The 22,049-nt window shown below is 60.9% G+C and carries 24 protein-coding genes; 17 read left to right on the top strand and 7 right to left on the bottom strand.

The genetic code is table 11. From position 1 onward, the window contains the following. Positions 1-30: 30 nt before the first annotated feature. A complete protein-coding gene (uvrA, locus tag O4H62_RS00430) occupies positions 31-2,952 on the bottom strand; it encodes an excinuclease ABC subunit UvrA (RefSeq protein WP_269385081.1) in 2,922 nt (973 codons plus the stop codon). A 406-nt stretch (positions 2,953-3,358) separates the two neighbouring features. Between uvrA and O4H62_RS00435 the strand changes: the two genes are divergently transcribed. Then, positions 3,359-3,889 carry a single-stranded DNA-binding protein gene (locus O4H62_RS00435; RefSeq protein ID WP_269385082.1) on the top strand — a complete coding sequence of 177 codons (531 nt, stop codon included), beginning with the start codon at positions 3,359-3,361 and terminating at the stop codon, positions 3,887-3,889. Positions 3,890-3,982: 93 nt separating this feature from the next. Beyond that, entirely contained in the window at positions 3,983-4,396 is a 414-nt protein-coding gene (locus O4H62_RS00440) for a VOC family protein (RefSeq protein ID WP_269385083.1), read from the top strand. A 1,089-nt stretch (positions 4,397-5,485) separates the two neighbouring features. On the opposite strand, the gene O4H62_RS00445 is transcribed toward O4H62_RS00440, so the two are convergent. Both O4H62_RS00445 and O4H62_RS00450 read right to left on the bottom strand, forming a co-directional pair. Continuing rightward, positions 5,486-5,788: a DUF1905 domain-containing protein gene (locus O4H62_RS00445; protein WP_269385084.1), complete on the bottom strand. Its 303-nt coding sequence runs from the start codon at positions 5,786-5,788 to the stop codon at positions 5,486-5,488. A 14-nt stretch (positions 5,789-5,802) separates the two neighbouring features. After that, a complete protein-coding gene (locus O4H62_RS00450; protein ID WP_430538354.1) occupies positions 5,803-6,432 on the bottom strand; it encodes a MarC family protein in 630 nt (209 codons plus the stop codon). Between the two features lie 196 nt (positions 6,433-6,628). Between O4H62_RS00450 and gyrA the strand changes: the two genes are divergently transcribed. The 5 genes from gyrA (at position 6,629) to O4H62_RS00475 (ending at position 13,677) form a co-directional block, all read left to right on the top strand. Beyond that, positions 6,629-9,448, top strand: coding sequence for a DNA gyrase subunit A (gene gyrA, locus O4H62_RS00455; RefSeq protein WP_269385086.1), 2,820 nt, complete (start codon positions 6,629-6,631; stop codon positions 9,446-9,448). A gap of 253 nt (positions 9,449-9,701) precedes the next feature. Beyond that, positions 9,702-10,292 (top strand): hypothetical protein, encoded by a 591-nt coding sequence (locus O4H62_RS00460; RefSeq protein ID WP_269385087.1) that lies wholly within the window; start codon positions 9,702-9,704, stop codon positions 10,290-10,292. A 241-nt stretch (positions 10,293-10,533) separates the two neighbouring features. Beyond that, complete coding sequence (locus O4H62_RS00465) at positions 10,534-12,375, top strand: bifunctional diguanylate cyclase/phosphodiesterase (protein ID WP_269385088.1); 1,842 nt, start codon at positions 10,534-10,536, stop codon at positions 12,373-12,375. A 133-nt stretch (positions 12,376-12,508) separates the two neighbouring features. Further along, positions 12,509-13,210: a helix-turn-helix transcriptional regulator gene (locus O4H62_RS00470; protein ID WP_269385090.1), complete on the top strand. Its 702-nt coding sequence runs from the start codon at positions 12,509-12,511 to the stop codon at positions 13,208-13,210. Positions 13,211-13,305: 95 nt separating this feature from the next. Further along, the gene (locus tag O4H62_RS00475; RefSeq protein ID WP_269385092.1) at positions 13,306-13,677 is read left to right on the top strand and encodes a VOC family protein; all 372 of its coding nucleotides are present in this window, start codon (positions 13,306-13,308) and stop codon (positions 13,675-13,677) included. 92 nt (positions 13,678-13,769) lie between these two features. Here the strand turns inward: O4H62_RS00475 and O4H62_RS00480 are convergent, their stop codons facing one another. Both O4H62_RS00480 and O4H62_RS00485 read right to left on the bottom strand, forming a co-directional pair. Continuing rightward, positions 13,770-13,895 carry a hypothetical protein gene (locus O4H62_RS00480; protein WP_269385094.1) on the bottom strand — a complete coding sequence of 42 codons (126 nt, stop codon included), beginning with the start codon at positions 13,893-13,895 and terminating at the stop codon, positions 13,770-13,772. 121 nt (positions 13,896-14,016) lie between these two features. Then, complete coding sequence (locus O4H62_RS00485; RefSeq protein ID WP_269385095.1) at positions 14,017-14,928, bottom strand: transglutaminase-like domain-containing protein; 912 nt, start codon at positions 14,926-14,928, stop codon at positions 14,017-14,019. A 381-nt stretch (positions 14,929-15,309) separates the two neighbouring features. Between O4H62_RS00485 and O4H62_RS00490 the strand changes: the two genes are divergently transcribed. The 8 genes from O4H62_RS00490 to tgt all read left to right on the top strand — a co-directional run bounded on the left by O4H62_RS00490 (position 15,310) and on the right by tgt (position 20,197). Next, positions 15,310-15,522 (top strand): hypothetical protein, encoded by a 213-nt coding sequence (locus O4H62_RS00490; RefSeq protein WP_269385097.1) that lies wholly within the window; start codon positions 15,310-15,312, stop codon positions 15,520-15,522. A gap of 133 nt (positions 15,523-15,655) precedes the next feature. Continuing rightward, entirely contained in the window at positions 15,656-15,781 is a 126-nt protein-coding gene (locus tag O4H62_RS00495) for a hypothetical protein (protein ID WP_269386347.1), read from the top strand. A 34-nt stretch (positions 15,782-15,815) separates the two neighbouring features. Continuing rightward, positions 15,816-16,076 carry a DUF1488 domain-containing protein gene (locus O4H62_RS00500; RefSeq protein WP_269385098.1) on the top strand — a complete coding sequence of 87 codons (261 nt, stop codon included), beginning with the start codon at positions 15,816-15,818 and terminating at the stop codon, positions 16,074-16,076. 112 nt (positions 16,077-16,188) lie between these two features. Continuing rightward, complete coding sequence (gene coaD, locus O4H62_RS00505) at positions 16,189-16,686, top strand: pantetheine-phosphate adenylyltransferase (protein ID WP_269385100.1); 498 nt, start codon at positions 16,189-16,191, stop codon at positions 16,684-16,686. A gap of 96 nt (positions 16,687-16,782) precedes the next feature. Beyond that, entirely contained in the window at positions 16,783-17,346 is a 564-nt protein-coding gene (locus O4H62_RS00510; protein WP_269385102.1) for a peptidylprolyl isomerase, read from the top strand. Positions 17,347-17,382: 36 nt separating this feature from the next. Continuing rightward, entirely contained in the window at positions 17,383-17,898 is a 516-nt protein-coding gene (locus tag O4H62_RS00515) for a peptidylprolyl isomerase (protein ID WP_269385103.1), read from the top strand. A gap of 71 nt (positions 17,899-17,969) precedes the next feature. Beyond that, a complete protein-coding gene (queA, locus tag O4H62_RS00520; RefSeq protein WP_269385104.1) occupies positions 17,970-19,046 on the top strand; it encodes a tRNA preQ1(34) S-adenosylmethionine ribosyltransferase-isomerase QueA in 1,077 nt (358 codons plus the stop codon). Continuing rightward, positions 19,043-20,197, top strand: coding sequence for a tRNA guanosine(34) transglycosylase Tgt (gene tgt / locus O4H62_RS00525; protein WP_269385106.1), 1,155 nt, complete (start codon positions 19,043-19,045; stop codon positions 20,195-20,197). The genes queA and tgt overlap by 4 nt, the downstream gene beginning before the upstream one ends. 10 nt (positions 20,198-20,207) lie before the next feature. Here tgt and O4H62_RS00530 read toward each other — a convergent pair whose 3' ends face one another. After that, positions 20,208-20,528: a hypothetical protein gene (locus O4H62_RS00530; RefSeq protein WP_269385107.1), complete on the bottom strand. Its 321-nt coding sequence runs from the start codon at positions 20,526-20,528 to the stop codon at positions 20,208-20,210. 272 nt (positions 20,529-20,800) lie between these two features. Between O4H62_RS00530 and O4H62_RS00535 the strand changes: the two genes are divergently transcribed. Further along, positions 20,801-21,058, top strand: a complete 258-nt coding sequence (locus O4H62_RS00535) for a hypothetical protein (RefSeq protein WP_269385109.1) — start codon at positions 20,801-20,803, stop codon at positions 21,056-21,058. A 48-nt stretch (positions 21,059-21,106) separates the two neighbouring features. Further along, the gene (locus O4H62_RS00540) at positions 21,107-21,298 is read left to right on the top strand and encodes a hypothetical protein (protein ID WP_269385111.1); all 192 of its coding nucleotides are present in this window, start codon (positions 21,107-21,109) and stop codon (positions 21,296-21,298) included. Between the two features lie 55 nt (positions 21,299-21,353). Here O4H62_RS00540 and greA read toward each other — a convergent pair whose 3' ends face one another. Then, the gene (gene greA, locus O4H62_RS00545) at positions 21,354-21,836 is read right to left on the bottom strand and encodes a transcription elongation factor GreA (protein WP_269385113.1); all 483 of its coding nucleotides are present in this window, start codon (positions 21,834-21,836) and stop codon (positions 21,354-21,356) included. Between the last annotated feature and the right edge of the window lie 213 nt (positions 21,837-22,049).

Genomic DNA, 22,049 nt, shown 5'->3' on the forward strand with positions numbered 1-22,049 from the left:
TCCGTTTTTCTTTCAGAAGGAATTATAGCTTTACTCCGCCGCTTCCACCCGTTTCTGCGGACGCCGCTCCAGCAGTTCCTTGAGGAATTGTCCGGTGTAGCTGCGTTCGACCTTGACGATGTCCTCGGGCGTGCCTTCGGCGACGATCTCGCCGCCGCCGTCGCCGCCTTCGGGGCCGAGGTCGATCACCCAGTCGGCGGTCTTGATGACTTCGAGATTGTGCTCGATGACCACCACCGAATTGCCCTGGTCGACCAGTTCGTGCAGCACTTCGAGCAGCTTGGCGACATCGTGGAAATGCAGTCCCGTGGTCGGCTCGTCGAGAATGTAGAGGGTGCGGCCGGTCGAGCGCTTCGACAGTTCCTTGGCGAGCTTGACGCGCTGCGCCTCGCCGCCCGACAGCGTCGTCGCCTGTTGTCCGACCTTGATGTAGCCGAGCCCCACGCCCTCAAGCGCCTGCAGCTTGTCGCGCACGGCGGGGACGGCGGCGAAGAACTCGACGCCTTCCTCGACCGTCATGTCGAGCACGTCGGCGATCGACTTGCCCTTGAAGGTGACGTCCAGCGTCTCGCGGTTGTAGCGCTTGCCGTGGCAGACGTCGCAGGTGACGTAGACATCTGGCAGGAAGTGCATCTCGATCTTGATCACGCCGTCGCCCTGGCAGGCCTCGCAGCGCCCGCCCTTGACGTTGAACGAGAAGCGGCCCGGCTGGTAGCCGCGCGCCTTGGCCTCGGGTAGGCCGGCGAACCAGTCGCGGATCGGCGTAAAGGCTCCAGTATAGGTGGCCGGATTCGAGCGCGGGGTGCGGCCGATCGGCGACTGGTCGATGTCGATCACCTTGTCGATGTGCTCGAAGCCATCGATCCGGTCGTGCTCGGCCGGGTTTTCGCGGGCGCCCATCACCCGGCGGGCCGCTGCCTTGTAGAGCGTCTCGATCAGGAAGGTGGACTTGCCGCCACCCGAGACGCCGGTCACCGCGGTGAAGACGCCGAGCGGGATCGAGGCGGAGACGTTCTTGAGATTGTTGCCGCGGGCGCCGACGACCGTGAGTTCCTTCTTCTTTTTCGGCTTGCGGCGCTCGGCCGGCACTTCGACGGCGAGTTCGCCGGAGAGATACTTGCCAGTGATCGAGCGCGGGTTGGCCATGATGTCGGCGGGCGTTCCCTGGGCGATGATCTCGCCGCCATGAATGCCGGCATGCGGCCCGATGTCGACGACGTAATCGGCGGTCAGGATGGCGTCCTCGTCGTGCTCGACGACAATCACCGTATTGCCGATATCGCGCAGGTGCTTGAGCGTCTCCAGGAGCCGCGCATTGTCGCGCTGGTGCAGGCCGATCGACGGCTCGTCGAGAACGTAGAGCACGCCGGTAAGGCCGGAACCGATCTGCGAGGCGAGCCGGATGCGCTGGCTCTCGCCGCCCGACAGCGAGCCGGAATTGCGCGATAGCGTCAGGTAATCGAGGCCGACGTCGTTCAGGAATTTCAGCCGGTCGCGGATCTCCTTGAGGATGCGGACCGCAATCTGGTTCTGCTGCTCATTGAGCCCGGCGGGAAGCTCTTCGAACCAGTCGCCGGCGACGCGGATCGAAAGCTCGGTGACCTCGCCGATATGGCGGCCGCCGATCTTGACTGCGCGCGCCTCGGGCTTGAGCCGGTAGCCGTTGCAGGCCGGGCAGGGGGCGTTTGACATGTAGCGCTCGATTTCCTCGCGCGCCCAGGCGCTGTCGGTTTCCTTCCAGCGCCGTTCGAGATTGGGGATGATGCCCTCGAAGTTCTTCGACGTGGTGTAGGAGCGCAGGCCGTCGTCATATTTGAAGGCGATCTTCTCCTCGGTGCCGCGCAGAATGGCGGCCTTGCCCTTGGCGGGCAGTTCGTCCCAGCGGTCGCCAAGCTTGAAGCCGAAATGCTTGCCCAGCGCCTCGAGCGTCTGGGTGTAATAGGGAGAGCTCGACTTGGCCCAGGGCGCCACGGCGCCGCCGCGCAAGGTCAGGTTCGGCTCGGGGATGATCAGCGCCTCGTCGATGGTCTTCTGGGTGCCGAGGCCGTCGCAGGTCGGGCAGGCGCCGTGCGGGTTGTTGAAGGAAAACAGCCGCGGCTCGATCTCGGAAATGGTGAAGCCGGAGACAGGGCAGGCGAATTTTTCCGAGAACAGCATGCGCTCGTGGGTTTCGTTCAATGACTTGTTGGCCGAGCCGCCGGCCGAGGTCTCGGCTTCCGGCAGCGGCTTGTCGGCGAATTCGGCGATGGCCAGGCCGTCGGCCAGCCGCAGGCAGGTTTCCAGGCTGTCGGCCAGGCGCGCGGCGATGTCGGGGCGGACGACGATGCGGTCGACGACGATGTCGATGTCGTGCTTGTATTTCTTGTCGAGCGCCGGCACATCGGCGATCTCGTAATACTGGCCGTCGACCTTGACCCGTTGAAAGCCCTTTTTCATGAACTCGGCCAGTTCCTTGCGGTACTCGCCCTTGCGGCCGCGCACCACGGGCGCCAGCACATAAAGCCGCGTGCCTTCCTCCAGCGCCAGTACGCGGTCAACCATCTGGCTGATGGTCTGGCTCTCGATCGGCAGGCCGGTCGCCGGCGAGTAGGGCACGCCGACCCGGGCAAACAGCAGCCGCATGTAATCGTAGATCTCGGTGACCGTGCCCACGGTCGAGCGCGGGTTGCGGCTGGTGGTCTTCTGCTCGATGGAGATCGCTGGCGACAACCCGTCGATCTGGTCGACATCGGGCTTCTGCATCATCTCGAGGAACTGGCGCGCGTAAGCCGAGAGGCTCTCGACGTAGCGGCGCTGGCCCTCGGCATAGATGGTGTCGAACGCCAGCGAGGATTTGCCCGACCCCGACAGCCCGGTCATGACGATCAGGCTGTTGCGCGGCAGGTCGAGATCGACGTTCTTGAGATTGTGCTCGCGGGCTCCGCGAATGGTGATCGATTTGAGTTCAGTCATGACGCCGCCGATTTGCCGTGGAGTATCCGGGGCGCTCTCACTAACGCCCGGACCGCCCAATTGCCTGTTTGCCTCGAAGTTCCATTTCCACGATCAAGGCTCCTGATCGTATCCCGTAGAAACACGCTGCCGCTGAGGAACACCGGACTTGTTATATGGTTCCCGGACAGCCCGATCCATACATAAGCACCTCACCGGCAATGTCGAGACGCCGCAGAGGCGGTTGCCTGTGTGAAAACCGAATCTCTTGACAGAAACTGACATGAATACTAGAACAAATGAAGAACAAAAAAGGCCTGTGGATTGTCAGCCCCCGCCTGACGGGCGGAAGGACGATCCTGTAAGGTGAGGAACGATTTGGACGGGGCGGCTCAGGGCCGCCTGAAGTGTTGGAAGGTGAAACATCATGGCGGGCAGCGTCAACAAGGTCATTCTCATCGGCAATCTGGGGGCCGATCCCGATATCAAGCGCACCCAGGACGGGCGTCCGATCGCCAATCTTTCGGTTGCGACGTCGGAAAGCTGGCGCGACAAGAACTCCGGCGAGCGGCGCGAGAAGACGGAATGGCACCGCGTGGTGATCTTCAATGAAGGCCTGTGCAAGATCGCTGAAAATTATCTCAAGAAGGGCTCGAAGGTCTATATCGAAGGCCAGTTGCAGACCCGCAAATGGACCGACCAGTCTGGGCAGGACAAGTATTCGACCGAAGTGGTGTTGCAGGGGTTCAACGGCAACCTGACCATGCTCGACGGACGCAATGAAGGCGGTGGCGGCGGTGGTGGCCGTGGCGGGGATTATGGCGGCGGTGGTGGCCGCGGCGGGGACTACGGTGGTGGTGGCGACTTCGGCGGCGGATCGTCCGGTGGCGGTTCGGGCGGTGGCGGCGGATTTGGCGGCGGATCGTCGCGTGATCTCGACGACGACATTCCGTTCTGATCAATCGGATCGCATTGCCAAGGCCCGCCAACATCCGTTTGCGGGCCTTTGTTTTTCGGGGCAACCGAATGCCGGCCACAAGGACCGCAGCCAATGAAGCAATCCATCACCCACGTCGCTCTGGTGGTTCGCGATTACGATGAGGCCATCGCCTTTTATTGCGGCGTGCTCGGGTTCGATCTGCTGGAGGACACCTATCAGGCCGAGCAGGACAAGCGCTGGGTCGTGGTCCGGCCAAAGGGCGGGCAGGGCACGTCGATTGTTCTGGCGCGGGCGTCGAAGCCGGAACAGGAGCCGTTCATCGGCAACCAGACCGGGGGCCGGGTGTTCATGTTCCTCAACACCGATGATTTCTGGGGTGACTACAATCGCCTGATTGCGGAAGGCGTCGAGTTCGTCCGCGAGCCCAAGACCGAAGATTACGGCACGGTGGCGGTGTTTCGCGATATCTACGGGAATCTCTGGGATCTGCTGCAGTTGACCGATGGCCATCCGGCAGCCACCTGACAACAACGGCTTGTAAATGGCGGCGGCGCAGGTGTGCCCGACACTCGAGCATTTCCGGTGAAAACGGAGGCGCCGAGAATGCTCTATCTTATTGTTTTCACCCATTTCCGGACGCGAAAACGGTTCCCACTTTCGCTGGAATTGGTCTACAGCGCCCCGCATCCAATTGGATGCGCATAGGACGCTGCAGCACTTTGAAATGATGCATGTTCGTTATCGCTCAATTGAACCGAATTGAGTGCGACATGCATTAGGGCATAGGTGAGGTGCACCTCCAATGTGTCGAGCCTTGTCGGTGAGCATCGGTGCTTCCGACAGGCGTGGCGGTGCCGCGATTCGGGCTCAGCTTCACGTCACGCTTCAAGCTCTGCAGTTGACCTTGATCCGTGTGGAATGGCCCTTGCTGTTCCATGGGTTGTTTTGAGTTCAAGCAGAAACGCCGTATCACTCAATCTTTCCTGTAGCGAAGGCAGAACTAATATATCACATTAATGTACGCGTAGGCATCCATGATTATTCTTCTGACGATGCTGCCATGTACATCCCACCATATATGATCGATGTAGTCTTCGCTATCAAGGCATAATCTTCCCAGCGAGTAGTTCGTTGTCGAAATCACATGGTCTGAAATCACTGGGTCATCGAGAAGTAGTTCTACCAACCGGGAAACCACATTTTCATGTTTGGTGTCTGACATCGATAATCTGACCGGAGCCGGTTTTGACGTGTTCTCACTGGAACGATTTGTCCTTGGGAGACCCATGCCCAGGGTAGATTTTTAAATCAGAAATCTATCATAAAGTAAATTATACAAGTTTTCGCGCGTAAATAAAAATCTGCTTTTGCGACGCGACTTTAGTTTGACGTCAGTGACAATCGAGGACCAGCCTAGGGCATCTCAATCGTGCTTGCCAAAACGGATGTCCCGGAGCCGCAGCCCATCACCTGAAACAAGTCGGGAATTGCCATTCCCGCTGATGCGCGACGCGTTGTCGTCCGTGCTCATGACAAGCATTATGGCCCCTGGTGGCAGGCAACGGACGGACGAACCTGGAGATCAACCGCCCTGTTTTCACTTCGCATGTATGATCAGCCGATCGTCAGTTCGACACTGATACGGTCGCCGGCGGCGATGGCCCGAGCCCGGCGCACATCGGCCTTGAGCGGCAGGAAATAGCACCCCGTTGCCTTGTCCGGAAACAACGATGTCGACCAACGGCTTTCGCCAATACAGGCCCGCACCCGGATTGAGCCGAAACCGTTTGTCCGGCCGGCAAGGAAGCGGATCCGGTGGGAGATGTCTTCCGGCACGGTGACAAAGTGCCATGATGCCTTGGCGGCGCTGTAGAGCCAGAGTTCCGCTTCGAAAGCATATGACTCCTCGGGGTCCATCGGCCTGTCTCCGATCAGACCGTGATGAAGGCCTGCTTGATGCCGTCGACGACGAACTGCACCGACAGCGCTGCCAGGATGACGCCCAGCAACCGCGTCAGGATGGTCCGGCCGGTGTCGCCCAGGAACTGGTCGATGCGCTCGGCGATGACCAGGAACGCAAACAGCACCACGGACGCGGCAATGATGACGCCGATCAGCCCGGCGCGCTCCACCGGCGCATAGAAGGAGCCCGCAAGCAGGATGACGGCGGAAATCGCGCCGGGTCCGGCGATCAGCGGAATGGCCAGCGGGAACACCGAGACATTGGAGATGTGATCCTTGGTGATCGCCCGTTCGGCGCTCTTTTCCTGCCGCTCGTGGCGCTTCTCGAAGATCATCTCGAAGGCGATCCAGAACAGCAATATGCCGCCGGCGATGCGGAAGGCGCCAAGCGAAATTCCGAGCAGGCTCAGCAGGCTGGCGCCGGCGATGGCGAAAACCGCGAGGATGCCGGCGGCCGTCACAGTGCCGCGCATCGCCACCTGGATGCGCTGGCTGCGGGTCATGCCGGTGGTCAGTCCGAGAAAGATCGCGGCAAGGCCGGGCGGATCGAACATCACGATGATGGTGACGAAGGCATTCACGATCAGATCGATATTCATCACATATCCCCCGCCGGCCCGGCACATTGCCTTTTACAAGGACTTACGACACCCGGGCCGTCTTCGAAACCCCTCTGTCGGGCCGCAACGGTGGAGAAAGTCGCCTGAACGGCTGAAACAGGGTGTGAAAATTGGCGACAGCAACGGCTTTCGGCTATAACGCACTAATGATTCCATCCAATTTTCGTGGACCGCTTTGACAGATCAAAAAACACCCTCCGGACCGCTGACGCCTGGCATCGAACCGGTTTCAATCATCGAGGAAATGCAGCGTTCCTATCTCGATTACGCCATGAGCGTGATCGTCAGCCGGGCGCTGCCCGACGTGCGTGACGGGCTCAAGCCGGTGCATCGCCGCATTCTCTACGCCATGCACGAGGGCGGTTACCACTGGAACCGCAAATATGTGAAGTCGTCGCGCATCGTCGGTGACGTGATGGGTAAATACCACCCGCACGGCGACCAGTCGATCTATGACGCCATGGTGCGCATGGCGCAGCACTGGTCGATGGGCGCAATGCTGGTCGACGGGCAGGGCAATTTCGGCTCGATCGACGGCGACCCGCCGGCGGCGATGCGTTACACGGAATCGCGCCTTGCCAAGCTGTCGCACGAGATGCTGGAAGACATCGACAAGGATACGGTCGACTTCCAGGACACTTACGACTCTTCCGGCTCCGAGCCGAAGGTGGTGCCGGCGCGGTTCCCCAACCTCCTGGTCAATGGCGCGGGCGGCATCGCGGTGGGTATGGCCACCAACATTCCGCCGCACAATCTGGTCGAAGTGGTCAATGGCTGCATCGCCATCATGGACAATCCGGCGATCGAACTGCTCGACCTGATGCAGATCATTCCCGGTCCGGATTTCCCAACCTCGGGCATCATCCTGGGGCAGGCCGGCATCCGGCAGGCGTTCGAAACCGGCCGCGGCTCGGTGATGATGCGCGGCAAGGTTCACGTCGAGCCGATGCGCAACGACCGCGAAGCCATCATCATCACCGAGGTTCCCTACCAGGTGAACAAGGCGACGATGATCGAGAAAATGGCCGAACTGGTGCGCGACAAGCGGATCGAGGGCATTTCCGACCTGCGCGACGAATCCGACCGCCAGGGTTACCGCGTCGTCATCGAGCTCAAGCGCGATGCGGTTGCCGACGTGATCATCAACCAGCTTTACCGCTACACGCCGCTGCAGACCTCGTTCGGGGTCAACATGGTGGCGCTCAACGGCGGCAAGCCGGAGCTGATGACGCTGATCGACATGCTCAAGGCGTTCGTGTCGTTCCGCGAGGACGTGATCACGAGGCGGACCAAGTACCTGCTGCGCAAGGCGCGCGAACGGGCCCATGTGCTGGTCGGCCTCGCCATCGCGGTCGCCAACATCGATGAGGTCATCGCGCTGATCCGCAATGCGCCGGATCCGGCAACCGCGCGCGAGCAGTTGATGACTCGGCGCTGGCCGGCGATGGATGTCGAAACGCTGATCCGGTTGATCGACGATCCGCGCCACCGCATCAATGAGGACGGCACCTACAACCTGTCCGAGGAACAGGCGCGTGCCATTCTCGAATTGCGCCTGGCCCGCCTGACGGCGCTCGGGCGCGATGAAATCGGCGACGAACTCGGCAAGATCGGCGAGGAAATCAAGGACTTCCTCGAAATCCTCGGCTCTCGCATGCGCGTCCAGCAGATCGTCAAGGACGAGCTGATTGCCGTGCGCGACGAGTTCGGCGTGCCGCGCCGCACCCAGATCGTAGAGGGTGGCGCGGACATGGACGACGAGGACCTGATCGCTCGTGAGGACATGGTGGTGACCGTGAGCCACGCGGGCTACATAAAGCGGGTGCCGCTCGCCACCTACCGGGCGCAGCGCCGCGGCGGCAAGGGCCGCTCAGGCATGTCGACGCGGGACGAGGATTTCGTCACACGGCTGTTTGTCGCCAACACCCATACGCCGGTGCTGTTCTTCTCCTCGCGTGGCATCGTCTACAAGGAAAAGGTCTGGCGCCTGCCGATAGGCACGCCGACATCCAAGGGCAAGGCGCTGATCAACATGCTGCCCTTGGAAAAGGGCGAGCGCATCACCTCGATCATGCCGCTGCCGGAGGACGAGGACAGCTGGGCCAATCTCGACGTGATGTTCGCCACCACGCGCGGTACGGTGCGGCGCAACAAGCTCAGCGACTTCGTCCAGGTCAACCGCAACGGCAAGATCGCAATGAAGCTCGACGAGGAGGGTGACGCCATCCTCAATGTCGAGACCTGCAACGAGTTCGACGACGTGCTGCTGACCACGGCGCTGGGCCAGTGCATCCGCTTCCGGGTCGATGATGTCCGCGTCTTTGCCGGCCGCAACTCGATCGGCGTGCGCGGCATGACGCTCGGGACCGACGATCACCTGATCTCGATGACGATCGTGCATCATGTCGATGCGGAGGCGGCCGAACGCGCCGCCTACCTGAAGCGCGCCATGGCCGAACGCCGGGCCGCAACCGGCGAAGAGGTCGAGGACGTGGTTCTGGTGGGCGAGGAGGCCGAGGAGATCGGCGAACTCTCCAACGACCGCTACGAGGAGCTGAAAGCGCGCGAGCAGTTCATCCTCACGGTTTCGGAAAAGGGCTACGGCAAGCGCTCCTCAAGCTACGAGTTCCGGATTTCCGGCCGTGGCGGCAAGGGCATCCGCGCCACCGATACCTCGAAGACCGGCGAGATCGGCCCGCTGGTCGCGGCCTTCCCGGTCGAGCAGGGCGACCAGATCATGATGGTGTCGGACGGCGGCCAGGTGATCCGGGTTCCGGTCGGCGGCATCCGCATGGCCGGCCGCGCCACCAAGGGCGTGACCATCTTCTCGACCGCCAAGGACGAGCGCGTGGTCTCGGTCGACCGCATCAGCGAGCCGGAGGCTGAAGAAGAGCTCGGCGAGGGCGCCGAGGGCGAGGTTGCAGCAGGGACGGCTGATGCCGTGCCGGATGCAGATACGCCAGACGCTGCGCCGGATGAAGACCCGCAGGGGTGATCATTGGCGGATGAATGCAAAGGAGCCGGGGAGAAATCCCCGGCTTTTTGCATGGGGTGGAGGGTGATGGAAGCCAAAAAGGGGCAGCCTGCTGCACTGTATCGAGCGGCAGACAAGGGCGGGAAGCGGACGTTCGCTGTGTCGTGAACTGCAGCTGAAATACTGGCGGCAACAGAGCGCTATTTGCCTGGCGTCTGACGTTAGTGGTAGGCACGTAGGAACGGATACCATCAACCCCGGGGGCATTTATCGGATGAATGAGCCATTAGGTATCCTGATCGGTGGGACCTCCCATGTGGGAAAATCAACCTTCGCTAAAATGGTTGCACTTGCACTCGGCAGAGACCTGATTTCCACCGACGATCTGGCGCGCCATCCCGGCAGACCTTGGCCAACCGTGCGTGCAGAAGTTGCCGAGTATTATTCCAACCTATCCGATGAAACCATTCACTGGTTCCTGAAGGTCCATCACGAGAACCTATGGCCCCGGATTGAGCACATAATCGACGTGCACCGACAGGCCGCCAAACCCTTTGTTCTGGAGGGAGCTGCATTGCGACCAGAATACATGGCCCGAATTGAAACGGGTGTCGTCCTTCCGTTGCTTCTGCATTGCAGTGATGCGCTACTTCGGAAACGTTTGATTGAAGGGTCGCGCCTGGAAGATGCGGATGAGGCAACCTCAGCTCTGATCGGCAAATTCATCAAGCGGTCCCTCCGAGACAACGACGACCTCCTCGATGCGGCGCGGAAGATGCAGATTCGGTGCATTGACGTGGGCGTTCCAGGAGCCATCGATACGTTGGCGAAGGAGTTGAGGGACGCATTGTCCGCACGTTCCTAATGTCAGCCTTGGGCCGAAAGCACCTGGGTCTCAACTGGACGTTTGGGTGAGTAGCAGACAGCGACGACTGAACCTCATCCTGGTGCACCGGCCAAAATTCAGACTTTGCCGTGCCTCACAAAGCTCAACGAAATCGAAACTGGTTTGCGTTCGTCTAACAGCGCCGCTCAATAATCGGGGCACTTTTTAAACAGTTTGCAACCTAAAGCAGTTAAGCATGGTTTGCGCTGTGGAGGGTTACATGCTGCTCAAACTGCAAAACAGTATTCTGAAGATGGTTGCACAAGGCCAGGAGCTTGGCGTGATGTTGACGCGGCTCTGTTCTGAGGTGGAACTGCTGTTGCCCGGCGCACATGCCTCGATCCTGACCCTCGATGACAAGAATCTGTTGCATCCCTGCGCCGCGCCAAGCCTTCCCGCTCAATACACGGGCGCGCTTGACAATATTTCTATCGGACCCTCGGTAGGCTCCTGCGGAACCGCTGCATTCCTGCAGAAGAGTGTCACCGTCATTGACATCGAACACGATCCGCTCTGGGAACCCTACAAGTCACTTGCCTTGTCTTTTGGACTGCGAGCCTGCTTTTCCAGCCCGATCTTTGGCAGCAATGGAACTGTCCTTGGCACATTTGCGCTTTACTTCGAAGAGACACGGGCGCCGACGCCCCTAGAGGAAAGCATCGTTATCGGTTGCTTGCCTCTGTGCATGATTGCACTGGAGTCCCACGAGCGCCTGCAGGAACACCGACGTCTGGCGTTTACCGATGTGATGACCGGCCTGCCAAACCGCGCCAAATTTAACGAGGCCCTGCAGAAAAAGGGATCGACCGATGAATGGTCACTGCTCCTTCTCGATGTCGATCATCTCAAAACCGTAAATGACACATTCGGACATGCGGCTGGAGACGACCTGATATCAGCAGTTGCCTCAAGGCTGGCAAGCGCGGCTCACCCCTTGCCGGCCTATCGTCTGGGAGGTGACGAGTTTGCCGTGATCCTCGATGAATCATGCCGAAAGCCTCTTGAAGAGATCGTCGGCCGGATCGTTGCTACGGTCAGCCAGCCAGTCAAGTGCAGCGGTCATACTATCCTTCCGACTGTCACCATCGGCGTCGCTCAATCCAGCGAACGCTTTTCTGTTGCTGAGACCCGCCATCATGCGGATATCGCTCTCTACCATGCCAAGGAGGAAAGCCGGGGGACCTTTGCCATCTATGATGAAGCGATTGCATCTGTGATCCTGAAGCGTGCAGAGGCTATCCGGAATGTCGCCGAAGCGTTGAACGACAATCGGATCGAAGCCTGGTACCAGCCGATTGTCCGCATTGATACGGGCGAAGTGGTTGGCGTGGAAGCTCTGGCACGTATGCGATTGAGCGACGGCACGATGGTTCCCGCAGCTCAATTCCACGAAGCAACAAGAGATGCCCAGGTTGCGGTAAACCTGACGCAGCATATGAGCAGATGCATCAGCCGCGATGTTGGCAATTGGCTACGACGGGGCATTCCCTTCCAGCACGTCGGCATCAATCTGTCTGCTGCCGATTTCAGCGGCAATGATCTCTTGGAGAGTCTGGAAAAAACATTCGCAGCCGAAAATGTCCCACTTCACCATGTGATCCTGGAAGTAACTGAATCGGTTTATATTTGCGAACGAGATCAGAACGTTGCGAACAAGATCGGTTCATTCCGGGCGGCAGGTTTCAAAGTTGCACTCGACGACTTTGGCACCGGTTTCGCATCCCTGACCCATCTGATTACAGTTCCTGTTGATATCATCAAGATCGACAAGAGCTTTGTCGATCATTTGGGCCCCGAGGACGCGGGAACTTGCATTGTTGAAGGTATTATTCACATCGCCAAGGGTATGGGCATGCGTGTGATTGCTGAGGGTGTTGAAACAGTAGCTCAAGCGGAGCTGCTGCTTGAGCGGGGCTGCATCCTTGGACAAGGATATCTCTATTCGAAAGCAATTCCAGCGGATGAGATGACAACATTGCTGGAAAGGCGCGGACAAAGGTACGATAGCGCAACCAAGGTTGAGGGCGACGTTCAAAGGCGTGGGGAAACTCGCGCTTACTGATCTTTGTGTCACCGACAGGGCTTTGATGTCTGCCTTGGGCCGAACGCTACCCAACAGCCGTTATCCACTCCTGCCACAATCTGTCACCATTCATGCTATATTCCGCCGTCGCCACCATCCCCGGAGCCCTCGTTTGTCCCGTGCCGGCCGTCTTCTTGAGCTCCTGCAGGCCTTCCGGCGTTACACCCGGCCGGTCAGCGGGGCGACGCTTGCCGAGGAACTCGGCGTGTCGCTTAGGACCATCTATCGCGATATCGAGGCGCTGAAGGCGCAAGGGGCGGCGATTGACGGGGAGGCGGGCGTGGGTTTCGTACTCAAGCCCGGCTTCATGCTGCCCCCCTTGATGTTTTCCGAGGACGAGATCGAGGCGCTGGTTCTGGGCTCGCGCTGGGTGGCCGAACGGGCCGACCAACCGCTCGGCCAGGCGGCGCGCAATGCTCTGACCAAGATCGCGGCGGTGCTGCCGCCGGATTTGCGAGCCGGGCTTGACGAGTCCACGCTGCTGGTGGTTCCGGGCGACCGGCTTGCCGCCGGCGAAAGCGAGTTGCCGCTGATCCGCGACGCCATCCGCCGCCAGCGCAAACTCACCATCGCCTATGCCGACGCCGCGGGCGCCGCGTCCCAACGCACCATCTGGCCGATCGCGCTGGCGTTCTTCGACCGCACCCGGGTGATCGTGGCCTGGTGCGAATTGCGCAATGATTTCCGGCATTTCAGGGCCGACAGGATTGTCAGCCTGACAATGGAATCGGCCGCCTACCCGCAGCGGCGGGCGGCGCTGATGAAGCAATGGCAGGACAGGGAAAACATTCATCTCAGGCCGCGGGCCGATTGAATTCCTGTTTTATGCTGACAGAAAATGGCAGTATAAAATTGTATTCTCCGTCATGACCAGAAGGTCATGTTTTCTTGAATTGACGGAGAAAGAAGATGCTGAATTTCGATTTCGTGCTGCTGCATGTCGCCGATCCGGTGGCGAGCGCCGGTTTTTATTCCGATATCCTGGGCAAACCGGTCCTCCAGTCGCGCCCCGGCTTTGCCATGCTGCCGCTCAGCGACGCGGTTACGCTTGGGCTCTGGCTGGCTGCCGATGTTGCGCCCGGAGGTGGCGGCAAGCCTGGCGCCAGCGAGATTTCGTTCGATGTTGCCGATGTACCGGCGCTGGAACAGATTTACTCTGCCTGGAACGCAAGGGGTCTGCCGATCCTGACCGAGCCGGTCGAGATGCCGTTCGGCCACACATTCGTGGCCTCGGATCCGGACGGTCACCGGATACGGGTGGTCGCAAGCACCAGGACCTGACAGGTTCCGGCTTGCAACAAAATGGCCCGGTTTGCGGATTGATCCGCGGACCGGGCCTGGATACCGGCGAGAGCGATATCTTACTGGCAGGTCTAGCGGCTGTGGGTCCAGACCGGGTCTGCGGATTTGTCGGGCATTTCACGGCGCAGGGCACCGAGTACGAGGCCGCTGAAGAGTGCAACGATCATCAGGGCAAGCAAGGCGAGAGCTATGGTCATCACGGTTGTCCTTTCGTCGCACCAATTGTTGATGCAGACACAATGACAAATCCTGAATGAACCTAACCTGAATGGATTCATCGTTAATGTCCGATGAGACAATTCGATCCAGTTTGCTTGATCAGAACAGGTGAACCGCGCCGGGCATGGCCAGGCCGAAATCCGGCCCCTTGTCGCGCGGCGGCGGCAGGGTCTGCAGCATCGCATGTACCTGCTGATCGCTGGTGCCGTCTTCGATCTGCGTGGTCCAGACCCGGAATGAGGCAAGCTGATAGGCGCCGAAGGAGGTGATCATCGCCACGTCCGATGCATCGTTGCCGCGCACCATCAGGATGCGGCCAATGCGTGGGACATTGTAGCGGGCGTCGACCGTGTGCCATTCGCCGCCGAGAAAGACCTCGAACCAGGCACAGAAATCATCAAATCCCGTGTCAGGCACGCCGATGTCGCCGAGATAGCCGCTGGCATAGCGTGCCGGGATGTTCATGGCGCGGCAGAGGCTGACGCCGAGATGGGCGAAATCGCGGCAGACGCCGGATTTTTCTTCCAGCACATCCCGCGCGGTCTTGTCAGGACGGCCGAACTTGTAGCCGAAGGTTACATGATTGTGGACGAAGGTGCAGATCGCCTGCACCCGGGGCCAGCCTTCCTGGGTGGCGCCGAACTTGGCCCAGGCGAAATTGCTCAGGCTGTCGGAATCGCAATAGCGGCTTGCGGTGAGGAAGTTGAGCGTCTGGTCGGGCAGATCCTCGATCCGGTGCTGGATCGCGTGGGTCGGCTGGTTGTCCGGGGCGCCGCTGACCTCGGCCGCGCAGTCGGACCAGAAGGTGGTTCTGCCGTAATCGGCCACCGCACGGGAGATGCGGTTGCCGTAATTGTCGACGTAGGATCTGATCGGCGTCAGACTGGTCGACCTGACATGGTCCTCGCCGATCAGCCGTCCCGCAAATTCCGTATGGGTGGAAAGAGCCAGCAGCATCGGTACCGGTGCAGGGCAGTCAACGATGATTTCAAACCCGAACCTGATCAGCATGCCGGCACCTTTCGTGATGAACGCGAGCAACGCCCGGGACGTCGTCTGGTTCCAATGACCCGGCCGGAGAATCTGGCACGGTGGCGCGTTCGCGAATGAACGCCGTGCAGTATGGCACGGGCAGGCGCAATTGGCGCTGTTCTTTTTCGCAGGTGCACAATCGCCGGTCCGGTCCAGGCGGCGTCTGGTGAGTGCGCGCAGTTTCGCCTTTGATAAACCGCAATAGAGGCGTATGGATAGGGCGTGATAATTCAAGCGTTGCGTGGGAACGTTCAACGCGGGCTCAGCGCCTCATCGCTTGCATCTCGTTATCGAATTGAAAAATTGCCGCTCCGTGCGCAGCATTGCCGCACCGGGCGCAGACAGTATTGGATAGTATGAATGGCCAAGAACATCTTCACCAAGGGACAACATGTTGCGCTCCAGTCCCGCGTCGGACTGTCGCCGCGCACCCCGATGGAATTCACCGTGCTGATGCGGCTGCCTGACAACCAGGGCAAGGCGCAGTACCGGATCCGCAATGACGAGCAGGGGCACGAACGGGTGGAGCAGGGCAGCAACCTCGAGCTCATCGTCTCGGTCACCAGCGCATAGCCCGAATTTGCCGCGGCCGGCGCCACGCCGGCCCTGACGAGACTACCCCCTTATCGCGTAAAATCTCTGGATGCGGCCAATCCCGGTCAACCAGACAAAACGCCTGAACTGGAAAACCATGGCCAAGGGTCAGATGAGATCAAGCAAGGAAGTCCGCAAGCCGAAGAAGGACAAGGCCGCGGCCAAGGCCGCGCCGGTGCTTGGCGCTGCGGTCAAGCAGCTTGAAACAAATCCGTTTCAGAAAAAAACCAAGAAGTGAGACCGCGCCGGATCGTCTGGCTGGTATCAGGAAGATGATAGGTTTTCCCAACCAGATGCGCAGTTTTGACGAGGATGCCGGAATTATCCGGTTTTCCGGTTATGACGGGGTGATGGAAGTCCGCTTCATACTGGAAGCGCCGGCGCTTGAACGGATCGCCGGGCTGACCCGCTCGCCGGATACGGCCTATCTCGAAGCCTTTGACCGCTTGCGCCCGCAGATCGAGGCCGTTGCAGTGCGTGCTTACCAGAAGAAACGCAATTCGCTGGTCCGATTGTCGTCCGCGGACTTCTGAGGCCGCGGATCGGCCGCCATCCGTTTTCGGCCTCCGTGGCTCGAAGTTTTCAATCATCGCTTGATGCGTTTCGTGCGTCATGACAAAAGGCCTCGCAAAGAGGATTTTTGCCATGCGGATTGCGTTTTATCCCGGATCGTTCGATCCAATGACCAATGGTCATATTGATGTGCTCGAGCAGTCGCTGGCGCTGTGCGACCAGCTGGTCGTCGGCATCGGTGTGCAGGTGAGCAAGACGCCGATGTTCAGCTTCGAGGAACGGTCGGCGATGATCGCGGATGTGCTCAAGGCCGAATTTCCCGGCCGCTCCGGCGACGTGAGTGTCGTTTCGTTCCAGGGTCTGGTGGTCGACGCCGCGAAGGCGGCCGGCGCCACGCTGCTGGTTCGCGGGCTGCGTGATGGTACCGATCTCGACTATGAAATGCAGATGGCCGGCATGAACCGCGCCATGGCACCGGGCATTACAACGGTTTTTGCGCCGGCCTATCCCGAATCCCGCCACATCACCGCCACGCTTGTCAGGCAGATCGCCAAGATGGGCGGCGATGTCACGCCGTTTGTTCCGGCTATCGTGCAAAAAGCCCTCGCTGCGCGCATGTCGGGCGCCTAACAGCTTCCGCCGTGGCGTTGCCAAGCCCGCGGCGGTGTGTCAAACGAGTGCCGCCGGAGGTTCGAGCCGTCCGGTCGCCTTTTTTCTGGAGCCATCATGCGTTCTTCACGTCTGTTCCTCGCCGCGACCCTGGCCCTGGGCCTTGTCTCGACATCCATCGCTTCCGCCGCCGACAAGCTGACCATCAAGCTGAAAACCGGCGATGTGGTCATCGAACTCGCCGACGATGTGGCGCCACAGCACGCCGCGCGGCTCAAAGCGCTCGCCGATGCAGGCGAATACGACAATGTCGCCTTTCACCGGGTGATCGAGGGGTTCATGGCCCAGACCGGCGATGTCGAGTTCGGCGACATGGAAAACGGCTTTGTGCCGAACCGGGCCGGCATGGGCGGTTCATCGCAGCCTGACCTGAAGGCCGAGTTCTCCGACGTTCCGTTCGAGCGCGGCACGGTGGGCATGGCCCGCTCGCAGAGCCCGAACTCGGCCAATTCGCAGTTTTTCATCATGTTCGCCCCGGCGCCGCATCTCAATGGCCAGTACACGGTCGTCGGCAAGGTGGTCAAAGGCATGGAACTCGTCGACCAGATCAAGCGCGGTGCACCGGGCTCCGGCGCGGTCAGCGATCCCGACCGCATGATCCAGGTCCGCTCCGGCGGCTGACGAGAGACAATACCCAATCAACACAGGAGAGACCCCATGGCGGAGATCAAGGATCCCGAAAACACGCTGATCATGGAAACCACCCAAGGCCAGGTGATCATCGAACTGCTTCCCGACCTGGCTCCCGGCCATGTCGCCCGGATCAAGGAGCTGGCGCGCGAAGGCGCCTATGACGGCGTGGTGTTTCACCGCGTGATCGAGGGCTTCATGGCGCAGACTGGCGACGTCAAGTTCGGCAAGTCGGATGGTAAGTCGTTCGATCCGCGCCGCGCCGGCATGGGTGGTTCGGACAAGCCGGACCTTAAGGCCGAGTTTTCCAACATGAATCACGGTCGCGGCACCTGCTCGATGGCGCGTGCGCAGGATCCGAATTCGGCCAACTCGCAGTTCTTCATCTGCTTTGACGATGCGGGCTTCCTCAACCGTCAGTACACGGTCTGGGGCCAGGTGATGTCGGGCATGGAGAATGTCGACAAGATCAAGCGCGGCGAGCCGGTGGTCGATCCCGACAAGATCGTTTCGATGAAGGTTGCGGCTGACGCCAAGGCTTAAGCCGTTTTCACGCGCGGGATAGAGAGCTTTCGGGCTTCCGGTCCCGCGCGTTTTCAATTGGGGCACGGCAGGTGCGGGTAGACCTTTTTGATTTCGACCTTCCCGAAGAGCGCATCGCGCTCAGACCGGCGAACCCGCGCGACAGCGCCCGGCTTTTGCGGGTTGGCACTGACGGAAGCCTTGCGGATCTGTCGGTCGGCGATCTGGCCGAGCTGCTCGAACCCGGCGACGCGCTGGTGTTCAACGACACACGCGTCATTCCCGCCCAGCTCGAAGGGTTCCGCATCCGCGGCGAAAACCGGCAGCGCATCTCCGCCACCCTGCATATGCGCTCGGGTCCCGACCGCTGGAAGGCCTTTGTCCGTCCGGGTAAGCGCATCAAGCAGGGGGACCGGCTCTCATTCGGTGGCGACGGCGCTGCCTGCCTGGCCGGTGTGCTCGACGCCACCGCGGGTGAGCGGGGCGAGGGCGGCGAGCTTGAACTGATCTTCGACCTCAGCGGCCCGGCGCTCGACGAAGCAATCATGGCCACAGGCCACATCCCGCTGCCACCCTATATCGCGTCGAAGCGCGGCGAGGACGATCAGGACCGCAAGGACTACCAGACGATCTATGCCCGCGAGGACGGTGCCGTTGCCGCGCCCACGGCAGGCCTGCATTTCACCGACGCGCTGTTCGCCAGGCTCGATGCGCGCGGGATCTCCCGCCATTTCGTCACGCTGCATGTCGGCGCGGGCACTTTTTTGCCGGTCAAGGCGGACGACACCACCGAGCACAGGATGCATTCGGAAATCGGCCATGTCAGCGCGGAGACCGCTGCGGCGCTGAACGCGGTTCACGCCCGCGGCGGCCGGATCGTCTCGGTCGGCACCACCTCGCTGAGGCTGCTTGAAAGCGCCACCGGCGAAGACGGCACGATCCAGCCCTGGTCGGGCCCGACCGACATCTTCATCACGCCGGGCTACCGGTTTTGCGCCGTCGACATCCTGATGACCAATTTCCACCTGCCGCGCTCGACACTATTCATGCTGGTCTCGGCCTTCTCCGGCCTTGAGACGATGCGCTCGGCCTACCGCCACGCGATCGAGACCGGCTACCGTTTTTATTCCTATGGCGACGCCAGCCTGCTTTTCCGGAGCAACCCGTGACCCCTGAAACCCCGGCGAAATCCGAGACCTTCCAGTTCAAGCTTCTCGCCACCGATGGCAAGGCGCGGCGCGGCGAGATATCGATGCCGCGCGGGACGATCCGTACGCCGGCCTTCATGCCGGTCGGAACCGGCGGCACGGTCAAGGCGATGTACATGGACCAGGTGCGCGATCTCGGCGCCGACATCATCTTGGGCAACACCTATCACCTTATGCTCAGGCCCGGCGCCGAGCGCATGGCGCGGCTTGGCGGCTTGCACACATTCGCTCGCTGGGAGCGCCCGATCCTGACCGATTCCGGCGGTTTCCAGGTGATGTCGCTGTCGGCGCTCAGGAAGATCGACGAGCAGGGCGTCACCTTCCAGTCGCATATCGACGGCTCGCGCCACGAGATGAGCCCGGAGCGCTCGATCGAGATCCAGGGCCTGCTCGGTTCCGACATCCAGATGCAGCTTGACGAATGCGTGCGGCTGCCGGCCAGCGAGACCGAGATCGAGCGCGCCATGGAAATGTCGCTGCGCTGGGCCGAGCGATGCCGCGTGGCCTTCGGCGACCAGCCCGGCAAGGCGATGTTCGGCATCGTCCAGGGCGGAGACGCTCCTCTGCTAAGGGAGCGCTCGGCGCAGGGCTTGGCGGGTCTCGATCTGAAGGGCTATGCGGTGGGCGGTCTGGCTGTCGGCGAGCCGCAGGCGGTGATGCTCGACATGCTCGACGTCACCTGTCCGCTGCTGCCTGCGCAAAAACCGCGCTACCTTATGGGTGTGGGCACGCCCGACGATATCCTCAAGTCCGTCGGCCGCGGCATCGACATGTTCGACTGCGTGATGCCGACCCGGGCAGGCCGCCATGGCCTCGCCTTCACCCGCCGCGGCAAGATCAACCTGAAGAACGCCCGCCACGCCGAGGATCACCGGCCGCTCGATGAGGAAAGCCCATGCCCGGCGGCGCGCGACTATTCCCGCGCCTACCTGCACCACCTGGTCCGCTCCAACGAGATCCTCGGCATGATGCTGATCACCTGGAACAATCTGAGCTACTACCAGGACCTGATGGCCGGCATCCGCGCGTCGATCGAGGCGCAGCGGTTCGAGGCGTTCTCGGCACAGACGCAAGAGCGTTGGGCCCGCGGCGATATCGCGCCGTTGGCCTAGGGTTTCAGTATCAGCTGGCGTCGAGCACCTTTTCGCAGTGCGACGGGCCACCCTTCGGGTCGGCATGATCGGTGATGGTGCGGATCGATTTGATCGTGTAGTCCTTGTTGACCGTCAGTTCCACCACGCAACGCTTGCCGCCGGAATAGCCGCCGCGCCAGGTGTACTGCGTGCCGCCACTGTCGGAAATCGGAGGTCCGTAGGCTGCGAAAAAGGTGCCGGCCGACTTGCCGTTCCAGCGCGCCTGCAGCGGGTTGGTTGCCATTGTTGCAGTGGTACAGGCCGAAAGGGCACCGGTAAAAACTGCCAGGATTGCAAGCCGGAATTTCATGATCGACATTTCCTTGGACATCGTTTGATGGGACGCGGCAGCACTGACCGCGATCCCTCATAGCGGATTCCACGGCATTGGAAAATCGTTTGTCGGGCCAGAAGGGTTGGATGCGTGATTTTGGACAAGACGGTTACAATTTGCGCCTGCTGAATGTGGCAATCTGTTGCGACCAGTGGTCCCGCTTGTGCTTGACGGGCGTTTTCATTGGGCGCACGATCAACCCAGGGAAGCATCAGTTTCCCTGACGTCAACAGATCGAGGATTGGCCGATGAATGGTTTGAAAGTGGCAATCATTGTCCTGGCAGCCGGAACGCTGGCAGCCTGCACGACAACCGAGAAAACAGTCAGCGGGGCCGGAATAGGTGCAGCAGTCGGCGCCATTGCGACAAACAGCGCAGGTGGCGCTGTCGCAGGCGCACTGATTGGCGGCTTTGGCACCTATCTGTTCGAAACCGCCGATGGCAAATGCCAATACCGCAATTCCAGGGGCAAGATCTACACAACGCGGTGCCACTGGCGGAGATAGCCGGACTTGCGTTTCCCGGGGCCGGCGGCAGCGTAGGGGGGATCAGTCATGAAGCTGTTTGCCGTCGTGCTGGCGCTGGTGGCCGTTGCGGGGATGGCGTTTGGCTGGTGGGGGCTGGAGACGGTCTCCGGACGACGGCATTTCGATGAAATGGCCGGGATGATCCCGCTGTTTGCGGGTGTCGGGTCGATCATCCTGCTGCTGCTCGCCGCCATTCTGTATTATTTCGCCGGCCCATAGGCCCGACAACGGTGCGAGGCCTGCTACTGGCTGGATCTCTGTTGGCCATGCCAGCCTACGAGATCGAAATGATCTCAAGCTCCTGATCACCGACCTCCACCACATCGCCCGCCGCCTTTCCCATCAGCGCGCGGGCGACGGGGGAGGCAAAGGAGATCGTGCCGGTTTTCGGATTGGCTTCGTCCTCGCCAACGATGCGGTATGTTTGCGGCGGGCGGCCGTCGCGGGCATAGGTCACGGTGGAGCCGAAGGCGACCACGTCATTCAAGACCGGATCGGGTATCATCTCGGCGCTATGCACCCGCTCGGCGAAGTAGCGTGCGTCGCGCAGCGGGACGGCTTGCTGGCGCCGCTTTTCATTGACATCCTCGATCGCATTCGCCGCCTCGAATGCCGCGCGGGCCGCATCGAGGTTCGCCTGCAACTGTTTCAGCCCGTTGAGCGTCACCAGGTTTGGATGCGGAGAAATCGGCCGGTCGGGCAGTTGCGTTTCGGCCGCGGTTTCGGAACTTTCTTCCTTGGTGAAGGCGACGCTCACTGCAATTCTCCATCTGTGTGCTGGTGGCGGGAAGGACGGTTGCCTCACACGCCGCGGACCCATCAAAGATAGGTTGAAACGGCACGGCGAGGCAATGCCGGTCCGTTTACGGTCAACGCGATCACGGTGGCATGGTTCCGGGACGGAGATGGAGACCAAGAGTAACTTCTCGGTGAATGCGTAGCACCAGACTTGTAGACAGTCCGGGGGACG

This window comes from Parahoeflea alexandrii (assembly GCF_027214025.1).
Classification (GTDB): Bacteria; Pseudomonadota; Alphaproteobacteria; order Rhizobiales; family Rhizobiaceae; genus Hoeflea; species Hoeflea alexandrii_A.

Bases quoted from the DNA above. Each gene is read 5' to 3' on its own strand.
- O4H62_RS00465 (WP_269385088.1), top strand. From the start codon at position 10,534: ATGCTGCTCAAACTGCAAAACAGTATTCTGAAGATGGTTGCACAAGGC.
- O4H62_RS00495 (WP_269386347.1), top strand. From the start codon at position 15,656: ATGAGATCAAGCAAGGAAGTCCGCAAGCCGAAGAAGGACAAGGCCGCG.
- coaD (WP_269385100.1), top strand. From the start codon at position 16,189: ATGCGGATTGCGTTTTATCCCGGATCGTTCGATCCAATGACCAATGGT.
- O4H62_RS00480 (WP_269385094.1), bottom strand. From the start codon at position 13,895: ATGACCATAGCTCTCGCCTTGCTTGCCCTGATGATCGTTGCACTCTTC.
- O4H62_RS00535 (WP_269385109.1), top strand. From the start codon at position 20,801: ATGAATGGTTTGAAAGTGGCAATCATTGTCCTGGCAGCCGGAACGCTG.
- O4H62_RS00515 (WP_269385103.1), top strand. From the start codon at position 17,383: ATGGCGGAGATCAAGGATCCCGAAAACACGCTGATCATGGAAACCACC.
- O4H62_RS00475 (WP_269385092.1), top strand. From the start codon at position 13,306: ATGCTGAATTTCGATTTCGTGCTGCTGCATGTCGCCGATCCGGTGGCG.
- O4H62_RS00460 (WP_269385087.1), top strand. From the start codon at position 9,702: ATGAATGAGCCATTAGGTATCCTGATCGGTGGGACCTCCCATGTGGGA.
- uvrA (WP_269385081.1), bottom strand. From the start codon at position 2,952: ATGACTGAACTCAAATCGATCACCATTCGCGGAGCCCGCGAGCACAAT.
- O4H62_RS00500 (WP_269385098.1), top strand. From the start codon at position 15,816: ATGATAGGTTTTCCCAACCAGATGCGCAGTTTTGACGAGGATGCCGGA.
- O4H62_RS00510 (WP_269385102.1), top strand. From the start codon at position 16,783: ATGCGTTCTTCACGTCTGTTCCTCGCCGCGACCCTGGCCCTGGGCCTT.
- O4H62_RS00450 (WP_430538354.1), bottom strand. From the start codon at position 6,432: ATGAATATCGATCTGATCGTGAATGCCTTCGTCACCATCATCGTGATG.
- O4H62_RS00540 (WP_269385111.1), top strand. From the start codon at position 21,107: ATGAAGCTGTTTGCCGTCGTGCTGGCGCTGGTGGCCGTTGCGGGGATG.
- O4H62_RS00435 (WP_269385082.1), top strand. From the start codon at position 3,359: ATGGCGGGCAGCGTCAACAAGGTCATTCTCATCGGCAATCTGGGGGCC.
- O4H62_RS00445 (WP_269385084.1), bottom strand. From the start codon at position 5,788: ATGGACCCCGAGGAGTCATATGCTTTCGAAGCGGAACTCTGGCTCTAC.
- O4H62_RS00485 (WP_269385095.1), bottom strand. From the start codon at position 14,928: ATGCTGATCAGGTTCGGGTTTGAAATCATCGTTGACTGCCCTGCACCG.
- O4H62_RS00490 (WP_269385097.1), top strand. From the start codon at position 15,310: ATGGCCAAGAACATCTTCACCAAGGGACAACATGTTGCGCTCCAGTCC.
- O4H62_RS00440 (WP_269385083.1), top strand. From the start codon at position 3,983: ATGAAGCAATCCATCACCCACGTCGCTCTGGTGGTTCGCGATTACGAT.
- O4H62_RS00530 (WP_269385107.1), bottom strand. From the start codon at position 20,528: ATGAAATTCCGGCTTGCAATCCTGGCAGTTTTTACCGGTGCCCTTTCG.